General features: G+C 72.9%; 11 protein-coding genes and 1 riboswitch. Of the genes, 2 read left to right on the top strand and 9 right to left on the bottom strand.

The genetic code is table 11. From position 1 onward, the window contains the following. Positions 1 to 44: 44 nt before the first annotated feature. The 5 genes from TSH58p_RS06470 to TSH58p_RS06490 all read right to left on the bottom strand — a co-directional run bounded on the left by TSH58p_RS06470 (position 45) and on the right by TSH58p_RS06490 (position 5,917). Positions 45 to 1,295: a hypothetical protein gene (locus TSH58p_RS06470; RefSeq protein WP_109072146.1), complete on the bottom strand. Its 1,251-nt coding sequence runs from the start codon at positions 1,293 to 1,295 to the stop codon at positions 45 to 47. Between the two features lie 148 nt (positions 1,296 to 1,443). Continuing rightward, on the bottom strand, positions 1,444 to 2,151 hold the full coding sequence (locus tag TSH58p_RS06475; protein WP_109072147.1) for an ABC transporter ATP-binding protein: 708 nt from the start codon (positions 2,149 to 2,151) through the stop codon (positions 1,444 to 1,446). Beyond that, positions 2,151 to 3,890 carry an ATP-binding cassette domain-containing protein gene (locus TSH58p_RS06480; protein ID WP_247895519.1) on the bottom strand — a complete coding sequence of 580 codons (1,740 nt, stop codon included), beginning with the start codon at positions 3,888 to 3,890 and terminating at the stop codon, positions 2,151 to 2,153. Before TSH58p_RS06480 ends, TSH58p_RS06475 begins: the two co-directional genes overlap by 1 nt. Then, the gene (locus tag TSH58p_RS06485; RefSeq protein WP_109071758.1) at positions 3,883 to 4,767 is read right to left on the bottom strand and encodes a branched-chain amino acid ABC transporter permease; all 885 of its coding nucleotides are present in this window, start codon (positions 4,765 to 4,767) and stop codon (positions 3,883 to 3,885) included. The genes TSH58p_RS06480 and TSH58p_RS06485 overlap by 8 nt, the downstream gene beginning before the upstream one ends. A gap of 7 nt (positions 4,768 to 4,774) precedes the next feature. After that, positions 4,775 to 5,917 (bottom strand): ABC transporter substrate-binding protein, encoded by a 1,143-nt coding sequence (locus TSH58p_RS06490; RefSeq protein WP_109071759.1) that lies wholly within the window; start codon positions 5,915 to 5,917, stop codon positions 4,775 to 4,777. A 69-nt stretch (positions 5,918 to 5,986) separates the two neighbouring features. Beyond that, positions 5,987 to 6,084, bottom strand: a riboswitch (TPP riboswitch). 161 nt (positions 6,085 to 6,245) lie between these two features. Between TSH58p_RS06490 and TSH58p_RS06495 the strand changes: the two genes are divergently transcribed. Next, entirely contained in the window at positions 6,246 to 6,623 is a 378-nt protein-coding gene (locus tag TSH58p_RS06495) for an STAS domain-containing protein (RefSeq protein ID WP_109071760.1), read from the top strand. Positions 6,624 to 6,630: 7 nt separating this feature from the next. Here the strand turns inward: TSH58p_RS06495 and TSH58p_RS06500 are convergent, their stop codons facing one another. Further along, complete coding sequence (locus TSH58p_RS06500) at positions 6,631 to 7,536, bottom strand: DMT family transporter (RefSeq protein WP_109071761.1); 906 nt, start codon at positions 7,534 to 7,536, stop codon at positions 6,631 to 6,633. A gap of 217 nt (positions 7,537 to 7,753) precedes the next feature. On the opposite strand from TSH58p_RS06500, the gene TSH58p_RS06505 reads away from it, so the two are divergent. Continuing rightward, positions 7,754 to 9,808, top strand: a complete 2,055-nt coding sequence (locus TSH58p_RS06505) for an NAD(P)/FAD-dependent oxidoreductase (RefSeq protein WP_109071762.1) — start codon at positions 7,754 to 7,756, stop codon at positions 9,806 to 9,808. Positions 9,809 to 9,820: 12 nt separating this feature from the next. On the opposite strand, the gene deoA is transcribed toward TSH58p_RS06505, so the two are convergent. From deoA to TSH58p_RS06520, 3 genes are read right to left on the bottom strand one after another with little or no spacing between them, the layout of a single operon-like run. Next, a complete protein-coding gene (gene deoA, locus TSH58p_RS06510; RefSeq protein WP_109071763.1) occupies positions 9,821 to 11,143 on the bottom strand; it encodes a thymidine phosphorylase in 1,323 nt (440 codons plus the stop codon). Between the two features lie 36 nt (positions 11,144 to 11,179). Beyond that, entirely contained in the window at positions 11,180 to 12,073 is an 894-nt protein-coding gene (gene deoC, locus TSH58p_RS06515) for a deoxyribose-phosphate aldolase (RefSeq protein ID WP_109071764.1), read from the bottom strand. Beyond that, positions 12,070 to 12,903 (bottom strand): purine-nucleoside phosphorylase, encoded by an 834-nt coding sequence (locus TSH58p_RS06520; RefSeq protein ID WP_109071765.1) that lies wholly within the window; start codon positions 12,901 to 12,903, stop codon positions 12,070 to 12,072. The genes deoC and TSH58p_RS06520 overlap by 4 nt, the downstream gene beginning before the upstream one ends. Positions 12,904 to 12,910 lie beyond the last annotated feature (7 nt).

Here is a 12,910-nt window from a genome sequence, read left to right on the forward strand (position 1 = left end):
GCCCTGCCTCCGCGCCGTCAACCGCGGAGCGCGGACCTACCCCCTTAGGGCTTGCCCGTCTGCGCCGGCGCCGGAGAGGCGGGCGCCTGGGCGGACGGCTGGGCGGCAGACGGCTGGGCGGCAGACGGCTGGGCGGCAGACGGCTGGGCGGAGGGCGGGTTGACGGCGAGGCGCCGCAGCACCTCCGCCAGATTGTCGCGCACCTTGTCGGCCAGCCCGATGTCGGCCTCCTGCGCCTCGTGGAACAGGATCGTGAACAGGCGGCCCGGCGACAGGAAGAAGGTCAGCGAGACGTGCATCTTGCCCTCCTTCAGCGCGCAATCCACCGATCCGGTGCGCAGCATCAGGCCGGGCAGGTCCTCGACGGCGCTCAGCGACGCGGTCGGCGTGCCGCCCTCGCAACGCTTCTTCATCGCGTCGACGTAGCCGGCGGACAGATCCTCCAGCTTGGAGCCCTCCTCGACCATCCGCTCGCGGATGCCGCCGACGATCGGGCCGATGCGCCAGGCCATGTCGGCGGGCCGCTCGCCCTTCGGCACATTCTCCAGCGACACGCGCTTGACGTCGCGCACGCCGGCCGCCTTCAGCAGGTCGGCCAGCCCTTCCGGCAGCTCGTCGGGGCGGGTCGCGACCTTCTTGGTGCGGGTGTCGATGGGCGGAACGGCGCCGGCCTTGTCCACGCAGGTCTTCAGGTCGGTGAGCACCTTCTTGGTGCCCTTCAGCGCGAAGGCCATGCGGTCGGCGTCGGAGGCGAAGACCACCTCCTTGCCGTTCATCAGGGCGGTGTAGAGTTCCTCGTCCTTGCCGTTGGGGATGACCAGCATGTCCGGCTTGGGCGCCAGCGCGCGGCGCTCGCGCGTCAGCTTGCCGTCCACCACGACCTTGACCTTCCACTGCTCGCCGCCCGGCAGCTCGGCACCCGGGATGCCCATGCCGAGGTTGACCTCGCCCTTGACGTTGCGCGCGATCATCAGGACATGGCCGGTGTCGAAGCGGCCCTCGATGGCGCAATAGGCGAACTTGCCGTCGCGGTCGCGCGACGGGCCGCCCTCCCATCCGTCCTCAAGCTCGGCCGGGCCGGTCTTCTCGGTCGGATCGGCGGCGGCCGGAGCCGACGGCGCCGACGGAGCGACGGTGCGGGGCGCCGGCGCCGGTCCGGAGGATGGGGCGGGGTAATACATGGTCGGCGGGTTGACGGGGACCAGCTCCGCCACCTGCGCCCCATCGGCATGGGCGGCGGCGGCGCCCAGCAGAAGAAGGGAGGAGAGTGCAGCAGCGACGGCTTTGTCCAACATGGCAGAGGTAATCCTTACGGGCAGGGCGACGCCGGAAGCTAGCCCCGCCATTTGGGATCGGCAAGCGCAAGACGAGAAAGTCACGACAAAGATCCCGGCCTGTTGCCGCAATGCCGAATTGCGTCCGGCGCCACCCTGCGACCGCGGATCAGCCCCCCAGAAAGGCGTCGCGCAGCGCGTCGGCGGGAAGGCTTTCCACCGGCCCGTCATGCACCGCCCGGCCAAGATGCAGCAGGACGACGCGCCCGGCGGCGGACAGGGCGCGGGCGGCGCTCTGCTCGGCGACCAGCACCGTGGTTCCCGCGGCGGCGATGGCGCGGACGGCGGCGAAGACCTCCCCGGCCAGCTTGGGCGACAGGCCGAGCGACGGCTCGTCGAGCAGCAGGACGCGCGGGCGGCCCATCAGCGCGCGGCCCACCGCCAGCATCTGCTGCTGTCCGCCGGACAGCCGCCACGCCCGCTCCCCGGCCTTCCCCTCCAGCGCCGGGAACAGGGCGAAGACGCGCTCCAGGTCACTGGCGCGCTCGGTGCGGCCAAGCCAGCTCGCCACCTCCAGATTGTCGCGCACGCTCATGCCGGGGAAGACGCGCCGGCCTTCCGGCACATAGCCCAGGCCGCGGCGCACCCGCCGTTCCGGGGCCAGGGCGCCGATCTCCTCCCCGGCCAGCCAGACCCGCCCGCCGGTCGCCGGGACGAGGCCGAGGATGGCCTTCAGCAGCGTCGACTTGCCCGCCCCGTTGGCGCCGAGCAGGGCCACCGCTTCCCCCGCCGCCACGGACAGCGACAGGCGGTCCACCGCCACCGCCCCGCCATAGCCGGCGGTCAGCCCCTCGACCCGCAGCAGGGGCTCTCCCATCACGCCCCCTCCCCCAGATAGGCGGCGACCACGGCGGGGTCGGTGCGCACGCCCTCCGGCGGGCCGGCGTAGAGCGGACGCCCCTGGTCCAGGCACAGCACATGGCCGGCGAGCGGCAGCAGGAAGCCCATGTCGTGCTCCACCACCAGCAGCGCGGTGCCGGTGGCGGCGATGGCGCGCAGGTGACCGGCCAGTTCCGCCTTCTCCCCGTCGGTCAGCCCCGCCGCCGGTTCGTCGAGCAGCAGGACGGCCGGCTGGCGGGCCAGCGCGCGGGCCAGCTCCACCCGGCGGCGCAGCGCCGCCGGCAGGCCGGCGCAGGGCCTTGCAGCCAAGTCCGCCGCGCCCAGCCGCTCCAGCGCCCACAGGGCGTGGGCCTCGGCCTGGGCGATCGAGCCGTCGCGCTCCAGCCGCGCTGCGGCCACGGCGGCCAGGACGCTGGCGCCCTCCGGCAGGCTGACCGCCTGGAAGGTGCGGGCGATCCCGGCGCGGGCGATGCGGTCGGGCCTTTTCCCCGCCAGATCCGTCCCGCCCATCAGCACGCGCCCGCCGTCCGGCGCCTCAACGCCGGAGATCAGGTTGACCAACGTCGTCTTGCCGGAGCCGTTGGGGCCGATCAGCCCGGTGATGGTCCCGGCCTCCAGCGTCAGCGACACGCCGTCCACCGCCCGCACCCCGCCGAAGCCCTTGGTCAGCCCCTCCACCCGCAGCAGAGGACCCGTCGGGATGGCCGTTTCCGGCGGCGCTGCGGGCGTCGGCAAGGGGACTGGACGGGCCGGGAACAGCCGGTCGAGCAGCCCGGTCAGCCCATGCGGCGCCAACACGATGGTGGCGAGCAGAGCCACGCCGTAGACGATCAGATAGCTGCGCTCCAGGAAGCGGAACCACTCCGGCAGGTGGAGCAGCAGCACCGCCCCCAGGATCGCCCCGGCCACCCGCCCCCGCCCGCCGACCACGGCGATGGTCAGCACGGAGACCATGATCGGGAATTCCAGCACCTCCGGCGAGACGACGCGCTGGGTGTGCACGGCCAGCGCCCCGGCCGCCCCGGCATAGACGGCGCTCAGCGCGAAGGCGGCCAGCCGCAGCCCGCCGACGTCCAGACCCAGCGTGCCGGCGGCCAGCGGGTCGTCGCGCACCAGCGTCAGCGCCCGCCCCCAGCGCCCGCGTGCCAGCCTCCAGGCCAGCAGCCCGCCCAGCGCCACGAAGCCCCAGACCACCGCCGCCAGCGGCAGGCCGCGCGGCACCGCCCAGCCGAACAGGACGATTCCCGGCACCCCCGGCAGGCCGTTGGCGCCGCCGGTCAGACCGGGGCTGTTGACCGCCAGCAGATGGACGACCTGCGCGATGCCCAGCGTCGCCAGGGCGAAATAGTGTGACTCCAGCCTCAGCACCGGCAGCCCGACCAGCAGGGCCAGCAGCAGCGGCACCAGCAGCGACACCGGGAAGGTCGCCGCGAAGCCGAACCCCCACTGGCTGCCCAGGATGCCGGTGGCGTAGGCCCCGATCCCGAAGAAGGCGCCATGGGCCAGCGACAGCGCACCCCCCAGCCCGAACACGATCTGGAAGCCGATGGCGGCCAGCGCGTACACCCCCGCCACGGTCAGCACGCGCAGCCCGTACGGCGACGCGTACAGCAGAGCGTACGCCACCAGAACCGCAACCCCGATCCCCTCCCCCGCCCAGCGGGGGAGGGTCAGGGTGGGGGCCAGCGCCCGCCACTTGCGCACGCCCCTAAGCACGGCGCCGCGCCGCCTCGCCAAACAGCCCCTGCGGGCGGGCGACCAGGATGACCAGCAGCGTCGCATAGAGCAGCCCCAGCGCCACCGGATAGGACAGCACCGACGACACCCCCACCTCGAACAGAGCGATCAGCAGCGCGCCGGCCACTGCTCCGGGAACCGAGCCCCAGCCGCCGATGGTCACGGCGATGTAGGCCTTGAGGATCAGGTCGCCGCCCGCCGTGGGCGTGACGAAGTAGCGGTTGGCGAGCAGCAGCCCCGCCGCCCCGGCGAAGGCGGTGCCCAGCGCGAAGGTGACCAGGATCATCGCCGTCACCGGCACGCCGCAGGCCCGCGCCATCTCCGGGTCCTGGGCCGTGGCGCGCAGGCGGCGGCCAAGCTGGGTCCGCCCGAACAGCCACTGCTGCCCGGCGATCAGCAGCGCCGCCACGGCGATGATGGCCAGCGACTGCTCCGCCACCACCAGCCCGCCGATGTCGAGCGTCCCCCCGCTCAGCAGCGGCGGTGCCGCCCGCGGCTCCGGCCCGAACAGGACGGAAGCGCCGTTCTGCAGGATGATTCCCGCCGCGATGGTGCTGATGAAGACCGCCACCGGCGGGCGGCGGCGCAGCGGCAGATAGGCCGCCGCCGCCAGCAGAAGCCCCAGCCCGGCCATCAGCACCAGCACCACCGGCAGCAGGAGCAGCCCGGGCAGCGGCAGATAAGCCGGCAGATGCGGTGCCAGCGCCACGGCGAGCAGCCCGCCGGCCATCACGAGGTCGCCCTGCGCGAAATTCACCGCCGCGGTGGCGTTCAGCACCAGCACGAAGCCGAGCGCGACCAGCGCATAGGCCGCGCCCAGAGCCAGGCCGTTGACGAGGAGCTGCAGGGTGATCAAGACCCCCTCACCTCACCACGCCGGTCACGTTGTCGTACCGCTTGGCGATCGCCGGCACGCGCGAGGCGCCGTCGTAGCAGACGATCACGGCGGAATGCGCCATGTTGCCCTTGCCGTCCGACCGGTAGGTCATGGCGAGCCCCTGGTGGGTCCCGGCGGACAGCGCCTTGCGCACCGCCTCCGCGTTCCCCGCGCCGTCCTGCACCGCCGCCAGCACCATGCGGATGCCGTCATACTGGCCGAGCGCGAAGGCATCCGGCTCCGCGTTGAAGGCGGCGCGGTAGGCGGCGGTGAAGGCCTCCACCTCCGGGCTGCCGCCGGAGATCGGCGAGGCCGCCGTCTCGGCGCAGACGCCCTTCAGTTCGGCCGGTTCCAGAAGCGCCGCGGTGCTCGGCTGGTGCATGGCGGAGCCGGCGACGATCGGCACGGCCACCCCGTTGGCCGCCGCCTGCCGGATGAACAGGGCGGTCGGGCCGGAATGCAGGTGCAGCACCAGCACATCGGGCTTGGCCGCCAGCGCCTTGGTCAGGACGGGCAGCAGATCCTTGGCGGCGGGGTCCACCCCCTCCTCGAACACCGGCTCGACGCCGAGCTTTTTGAAGGCCTGCTCCAGATGGGCCTTGCCGCTCTGCCCGTAGGCGGTCGTCTGGTAGATCACCGCCGGACGCTTCTTGCCAAGCTCCTCCGCCACATAGCGGGCATGGGCCTCCTTGGTCACGGCGTCGCCGGGGAAGAAGCGGAAGACCCACGGGTTGCCCTGCTCGGTGATGCTCGCCGTGCCCGACACGGTGACCAGCGGAATGCCGTAGTCCTGGGCCAGCGGCAGCATCGCCAGCATCTGCGTGCCCAGCATGCTGGCCGCCACCGCCGTGACCTTGCCGCCCGCCGCGCGCTCCAGCGCCGTGACCGCGGCCTCCGGCGAGGTGCCGGTGTCGATGACCTCCGACCGCACCGCCACACCCGCGGGCGCGTCCTTCAGCGCCAGGACGGCGCCGTTGCGCTGGCTCGTGCCCTCCAGCGACAGGAAGCCGGTCAGCGGCACCAGCACCGGAATCGAGGCCTCGCCGGCCCGCGCCGCGCCCGGCGGGAGCGACGCCGCGAAGACCGCCGAAATAGCCGTTGCCGAGAGGATGGAAAGGAAGCGCCGCATCAATGTGTCTCCTCCTGCCCGGCGGGGAACCGCGCGAGGACGAGGAGGCCAGGGGAATGGCGGCGGCACAGCCTCGAACGCTTGGCTCCCTTCGCTGGCATGACCCAGATCAGGTTCGATGGGTGTGGTCTCAGCCCGCCTTGCGGCAGGCACCCCAGCCGTTCGTGTGCACAGTGTGAGCCCGGCGCCCGGCTGTCAAGCGGCGGCCCGGCGCCTTTTCACAATTTTGCAACGCAGCAGACACGAGAGAGTCGCGCTTCCCGTGGTTCCTTCCGCCGCTCCCGGCCCGCGCCGGACCGTCGCCCCACCAGGAAAGTCGTCACGAAGGATGCGGCCCACTCCGTCGCACAGCACTGTCACCCTGCACCCCTTCGCCACGCCGCAGGGCGGATGCGGGCTGCGCGCCGTCCTGTCGGGGCGGATCGACCACGCCGCCCTGCCCGGCCTGACGCCCCTGCTCCGCCGCGTCGCGGACGCGCGGGCCGTGACCCTGCGCGTCGATCTGGGGCGGGTGGAGTTCCTCGATTCCTGCGGCATCGGCATTCTGCTGGCGCTCCGCAACGCCGTGCTCGACCGCGGCGGCGCCATCGCCTTCGACAATCACCCGCCGCGGATCCGGCGCGTGCTGGAGCGCAGCCGGATCGTCGTCCTGACGGACGCTCCGCGCGTCATGGATGGTTGCCCGGCGCTTCCCGCCGCCGCCTGACCCGTCGTCAGCCGCCGCGGCGCCGCGTTTCCCGATAGAGGATGTAGAGCCCGCTGGCGATGATGATCCCCGCGCCCGCCAGCACGGTGGGGGTCGGCACGTCGCCGAAGACCAGGAAGCCGAGCAGGGTCGCCCAGATCATCCCCGTGTATTCGAAGGGCGCCACCACCGCGGCGCGGCCGAGGCGGAAGGCCTGGGTCATCAGCACCTGCGCCGCCCCGCCCAGCGTGCCGACCAGAAGCATCAGCCCGAGGTCGAACCCGCCCGGCTGCACCCAGTCGGGAATCGCCGCCACCCCGCTCACCACCGTCGTGGTCAGCAACAGATAGACGACGATGGCCGTGTTGCTCTCCGTCCGCGACAGGCCGCGCACCGCGATCATCGCCAGCGCGTAGAAGAAGGCCGCGGCCACGCCGACGACGATCGGCAGGAGCGGCGCGTCGGCCTCCGGTCGGGCCATCACCACCACCCCGCCGAAGCCGACCAGCACCGCCGCCCAGCGCCGCCAGCCCACCGGCTCGCCGAGCAGCGGCATCGACAGCGCCGTGATGAACAGCGGCCCGGCGAAGCTCAGCACATAGACCTCGGCCAGCGGCAGATGCTTGAAGGCGTAGAAGAAGCAGCCCATCGACAGCAGCCCGGCCAGCGAGCGGAAGACGTGGGCGAAGGGCCGCCGGGTGCGCATCCCGCCCCAGCCGCCGCGCGCCACCGAAATGCCGCCGACCAGGACAACCGCCACCACCGACCGCGCGAACATGAGCTGCGCCACCGGATACCCACCGCTCAGATACTTGATGAGCGTGTCCATGCCCGCGAACAGGAAGATGGCCAGCAGGAAGCAGCCGATGGCACGGCGGGTGTCATCCTTGCTTTCGGCGGGGGCAACGGCGGGCAGGGCGGCGGCTTGGGTCATGATTGCACAGTATATGAGCAACCCGAACCCTGCCCAATGCCGCAACCGCAGGTCTGGCCCGCGCCGCACCGCCCGGACGGGAGGCCGGCGTTTCACGCTTCGTGAATCGCCGGGCGGGCGTTTGGCGAAGCGAATCCGGCCTTTCGCGGATCGGCGCTGGCCCCGTCCGATGCTTTGGACAGTCTGGCGGGCGTCCCCATCACCGCAAGGGTCCGCCATGCTCCTGTCAAAGCCGATGCCCCAATCGCTCCGCATCCTCGTCGGCGTCTCGCCCTGGATCGCCTTCGGCGCTCTGCAGCCGGCGGGCCATCCGGCGGCCGCGCTGGCGGCGCTGCTGCTCAGCCTGACGCTCTGCGCGCACGACTGGCGAGGCGGTTCGCTGAAGGCGCCGGAACTGGTCGCCGCCGCGTTCTTCGCCGCGCTGCTCCTCAGCGGGCCGCTGGAACATATGGGGGTGGTCGTCCATCTCGCGCTGGCCGGCATGGCCTTCGCCTCGCTCGCGCTGGGCCGCCCCTTCACCCTGCCCTACGCCCGCGAGACGACGCCTCCCGGCCTGTGGCACCTGCCGCAGTTCGTCGCCGTCAACAAGGCGGTCACCGCGTTGTGGGGGATGGTCTTCCTGGCCGGGGCCGCCGGCTTCGCCGTCGCCACCGAGGTCGGCGTCGCCGCCTCCGCGCTCGCCACGCTGGCCGGTCTGCTGGCGAACCGCCGTCTGCCGGACTGGCTGGTCAACCGGGCCGTCGCCCACCGGCTGGCCGAGCGGGAGCCTCACCGCTGGCCGGCGCCCGCCGTCCTTGGACACAAGGATGGTGTCGTCGTCGTGGGCGCCGGCATCGGCGGGCTGACCGCGGCGGCCCTGCTGGCGGAGGCCGGAGTCCGCGTCACCGTCCTGGAGGCGCACGACCGTCCGGGCGGCTTTTGCTCCTCCTGGGACCGCAAGGTGCGGATGCGCGACGGGACCTTCGGGCGCTTCACCTTCGACGCCGGGGTGCACGACGTCAGCGGCACCCGTGCGGACGGTCCGGTCGGGCATCTGCTGCGCACGGTCGGCGTGGCGGACCGCGTGCGCTGGCAGCCGGTGAACCGCGGCATCGTCCGGGGCGGTGTTCTTCAGCCGCTGCCCGGCGACGCCGCGGGGCTGGGCGCCCTGATCGCGCGCGAGCATCCGGACAGCGCCGCAGGGGCCGCCGCCTTTCTGGAGGAGATGCGCGGGGTCTACCGCGACCTCTACCGCGGCTGCGCCGAGACCGGCCTGCCCCACATCCCGCGCAGCGTCGCGGCCATGCGCGCCTATCCGCTGGAGTGCCCGCAGGCCTTCCGCTGGCAGGACCGCGGCTTTCTGGAGATGCTGGAGCGTTACGTGCCCGACGCCGGGGCCCGCGCCCTGCTGTCCAGCCTGACCGGCTATCTGTCCGACCGGCCGGAACGGCTGGGCGTCACCCGGATGGCGCCGATCTTCGGTTATGTCTTCGACGGCGGCGCCTATCCGGAGGGCGGATCGCAGCGGCTGGCCGACGCGCTGGTCGAGTCCATCCGGGCAAAGGGCGGCGAGGTCCGGCTGCGCACCCCCGTCCGCCGCATCCTGGTCGAGGGTGGCAAGGCCGCCGGGGTCGAGACCATGGAGGGGGAGCGAATCGCCGCCGCCGCGGTGGTTTCCAACGCCGACGCCCGGCGGACCCTGCTGGAACTGGTGGGGGCGGAACACCTGCCCGCCGGTTGCGTGGAGCAAGGCCGGGCGCTGCGCCCTTCGACCTCCGCCTTCATGGTCACGTTGGCGCTGGACATCCGTCCGGACCTGCCGGCGATGACCTTTCTGCAAGAATCCGGTCTGGCGCTGGCCCTGCCCTCCGCCCATGACGCCACCTTGGCGCCGCCGGGCTGCGCGGCGCTGACGCTGATGCGGCTGGACCCGGTGGGCGATGCCTGGGACCGCTCCGCCCCTGACTACCGCGCCCGGAAAACGCGGGAGGGCGATGCCATGATCGCCGCGGCTGCGGCCGTGATCCCGGATCTGGAGCGCCACATCCTGCACCGGCAGGAGGCCAGCGCCGCCACCTTCGCCCGCTACGCCCACACGACGGACGGCGCGATCTACGGCACCGACCCGGCGCTTCCCGCCAAGTCGCCGCTGCCCGGCCTGCTGCTCGCCGGCGGCGGGGTCTTCCCCGGTCCGGGGGTGGAGGCCTGCGTCATCTCGGGCCGCCTCGCCGCGGAGGCGCTGGTCGGGCCGGTGCGGGCGCGGCGGGCCGAGGACGGGCGCCGCGCCGCGTGACGCACCCCTCCCTTACAGACGGATGCGGTCGGCGATCAGCGGTCCGGCCGGCGGCGCGGTGTCGGCCACGGTGAAGGCGCGGCGGAGCAGCGCGGCCGCCTCCTCGGCCTTCGCCTCGCTGCGGGCGTGGATGACGGCGAGCGGACGCCCGGACGGCCCCACCGACGCGCCCAGCCCGGCGACGTCGGCCAGTCCGACCGCGAAATCGATGGGATCGCTCGTCTTGGTCCGCCCGCCGCCCAAGGCCACCACGGCGATGCCGACCGCCCGCACATCGATGGCCGCCACCACGCCCGCCCGCTCGGCGAAGACCGGACGGACGACGGGAGCGGCGTCCAGATAGCGGTCCGGCGCGTCCAGCAGGTCCGCCGGGCCGCCCAGCGCATGAACCATGCGGGCGAAACGCTCGGCGGCCTGCCCGCTGCCCATTGCCTGATCGAACCGGGCGCGCCCCGTCGCGACGTCCGGCGCCAGCCCGGCCAGCACCAGAAGCTCGGCGGCCTGGGCGGCGGTGACCTCGTAGAGCCGGGAGTCGGCCCTGCCGCCGCGTAGGATGTCGATGCACTCCCGCATCTCCAGCGCGTTGCCGGCGGTCAGGCCCAGCACCTCGTTCATGTCGGTCAGCAGGGCGACGGTGGGCAGCCCGGCGCCCTCGGCCACGGTGACGAGGCTGTCGGCCAGGTCCCGCGCCTTGGCGATGTCGGGCAGGAAGGCGCCGGAGCCGAACTTCACGTCCATCACCAGCGCCTGCAACCCGGCCGCCAGCTTCTTCGACAGGATCGAGGAGGTCAGCAGGTCGATGGTTTCCACCGTCGCCGTCACGTCGCGGATGGCGTAGAGCCGGCGGTCGGCGGGTGCGATGTCGTCGGTGGCGCCGATCACCGCGCAGCCGACCTCCTTCACCACCCGCTCCAGCGTCGCCCGGTCGGGCTTGGCGCGATAGCCGGGGATGCTCTCGAACTTGTCCAGCGTGCCGCCGGTGTGGCCCAGCCCGCGGCCCGAGACCATCGGCACGAAGCCGCCGCAGGCGGCCAGCGCCGGGGCGAGGATCAGACTGACCTTGTCGCCGACGCCGCCGGTCGAATGCTTGTCGACCACCGGACCGGGCAGGTCGAGGTGGTCCCAGCGCATCACCGTCCCGGAATCCCGCATGGCCAGGGTCAGGGCCACCCGCTCATCCAGCGTCATGCCGCGGAAGAAGACGGCCATGGCGAAGGCCGCCGCCTGCCCTTCGCTGACGGAGCCATCGGTGATGCCGCGCACGAAGGCGCCGATCTCCGCCGCGTCGAGGCGTGCGCCGTCGCGCTTCTTGCGAATCAGTTCCTGGGGAAGCATCCGTGCGTCCGTTCCATGGTCAAACCGTCGCGCGGATCAATAGCCGGCGGTGGCCGGCTGGGCAACCGCGCCGCCCCCCTTGCCGTCCCCTTTGCCCTCCTTGCCCTCCTTGCCCTCTCCCTTGCCGCCCTCTCCCTTGCCGCCCCCGCCATGGCCGGCGGTGGCGAGCAGCGAGTCCAGCAGCGCCGACGCGCCGAAGCGGAAGGTGTCCGGCTTGGCCCAGCCCTTGCCCTGGATCGCGGTGGCGAGCGCCAGGAAGGCCGCCGCCCCGTCGGCGTCGCGGATGCCGCCCGCCGCCTTGAAGCCCACCGGCTTGCCCGATTCATGGATGACGTGCAGCAGCAGCGCCGCCGCCTCCAGCGTCGCCGCGGGCTGCACCTTGCCGGTGGAGGTCTTCAGGAAATCCGCCCCGGCGGCGATGGCGTCGCGGGCGGCCCAGGCCAGCAGGTCCGGCTCGGGGAAGCAGCCGGATTCCAGGATGACCTTCATCGTCACGTCGGCCCCGCAGGCCTCGCGGCAGGCGCGGATCACGTTCATCGGCTGGGTGCGGGCGCCGTCGATGAAGGCGCGGTAGGGGAGCACCACGTCGATCTCGTTCGCGCCGTCCTTGATGGCCGCCCTGGTCTCCGCCGCCACCGCCGCCGCGTCGGCCTCCCCCGTGGGGAAATTGACGACGGTGGCGATCTTCACGCCGCTGCCCTTCAGCGCCTTGCGCGCGGTCTTGACGAAGCGCGGCCAGACGCACACCGCGGCGACCTTGCCGGCGGGGGTGACGGCGCGCTTGCACAGCGCCTCCACCGTCTGGTCGGTGTCGTCGTCGTTCAGACTGGTCAGGTCGAGCAGACCAATGGCCCGGCCGGCCCCCTTGGAGTCGGCCTTGACGGTGGTTGCGGTGTCGAGCGCCCGTTGCAGATCAGCGGGAAGTTTCATGACCGGCGTCCTTCGTGTACGTTCAGCCCGTCGAGAAAGCCGGTCAGCAGCCGCTCCAGGTCGGAGGCGGCGGCCGAGGCGGCGCGCAGGGTCTGGTCATGGTCCACCGGCCCGTCGCCGAGTCCCACCCCCAGGTTGGTGATGACCGCGCAGCCCACGACCCGCAGGCCGCAATGCCGCGCGACGATGCATTCGGGCACCGTGGACATGCCGACCGCGTCCGCCCCCAGGACCTTCAACATCCGGACCTCGGCCGGCGTCTCGAAGGAGGGGCCGGGATAGGCGGCGTACACGCCCTCGACCAGATCGATGTTCAACTCCAGCGCCCGGCGCCGCATCAACGCGCGCAGGGCGGGGTCCCAGGCGTCGGTCATGCTGGGGAAGCGCGGGCCGAAGCTGTCCTCGTTGGGGCCGGTCAGCGGGTTGGCGCCCAGCATGTTGATGTGGTCGGAAATCGCCATCAGCCGCCCCGGCCCGACCTCCACCCGCAGCGAGCCGGCGGCGCAGGTCAGCACCAGCGTGTCGCAGCCGGCCAGCTTCAGCGCGCGGATCGCCGTCTTCAGCGCGTCGAAGCCGTTGCCCTCATAGGCGTGGACGCGGCCCTGCATGCAGGCGACGGGCTGGCCGCCGAGATGGCCCAGCACCAAGCGGCCCATGTGCCCCTCGACGCTGGGCAGCGGGAAGCCAGGCAGGTCGCCGTAGGGCATGGCGGTCGCTCCCTCGACCCGGTCGGCGACGCCGCCCAGGCCGGAGCCGAGCACGATCCCCACCCGCGGGCGGAAGCCGGGGACCCGGTGCAGGATTTCCGCGGCGGCGCGTGCGGCGGTCATGACGGTC

It is taken from the genome of Azospirillum sp. TSH58 (genome assembly GCF_003119115.1).
Taxonomy (GTDB): Bacteria; Pseudomonadota; Alphaproteobacteria; order Azospirillales; family Azospirillaceae; genus Azospirillum.

Bases quoted from the DNA above. Each gene is read 5' to 3' on its own strand.
- TSH58p_RS06470 (WP_109072146.1), bottom strand. From the start codon at position 1,295: ATGTTGGACAAAGCCGTCGCTGCTGCACTCTCCTCCCTTCTTCTGCTG.
- TSH58p_RS06475 (WP_109072147.1), bottom strand. From the start codon at position 2,151: ATGGGAGAGCCCCTGCTGCGGGTCGAGGGGCTGACCGCCGGCTATGGC.
- TSH58p_RS06490 (WP_109071759.1), bottom strand. From the start codon at position 5,917: ATGCGGCGCTTCCTTTCCATCCTCTCGGCAACGGCTATTTCGGCGGTC.
- TSH58p_RS06495 (WP_109071760.1), top strand. From the start codon at position 6,246: ATGCGGCCCACTCCGTCGCACAGCACTGTCACCCTGCACCCCTTCGCC.
- TSH58p_RS06500 (WP_109071761.1), bottom strand. From the start codon at position 7,536: ATGACCCAAGCCGCCGCCCTGCCCGCCGTTGCCCCCGCCGAAAGCAAG.
- TSH58p_RS06505 (WP_109071762.1), top strand. From the start codon at position 7,754: ATGCTCCTGTCAAAGCCGATGCCCCAATCGCTCCGCATCCTCGTCGGC.
- deoA (WP_109071763.1), bottom strand. From the start codon at position 11,143: ATGCTTCCCCAGGAACTGATTCGCAAGAAGCGCGACGGCGCACGCCTC.
- deoC (WP_109071764.1), bottom strand. From the start codon at position 12,073: ATGAAACTTCCCGCTGATCTGCAACGGGCGCTCGACACCGCAACCACC.
- TSH58p_RS06520 (WP_109071765.1), bottom strand. From the start codon at position 12,903: ATGACCGCCGCACGCGCCGCCGCGGAAATCCTGCACCGGGTCCCCGGC.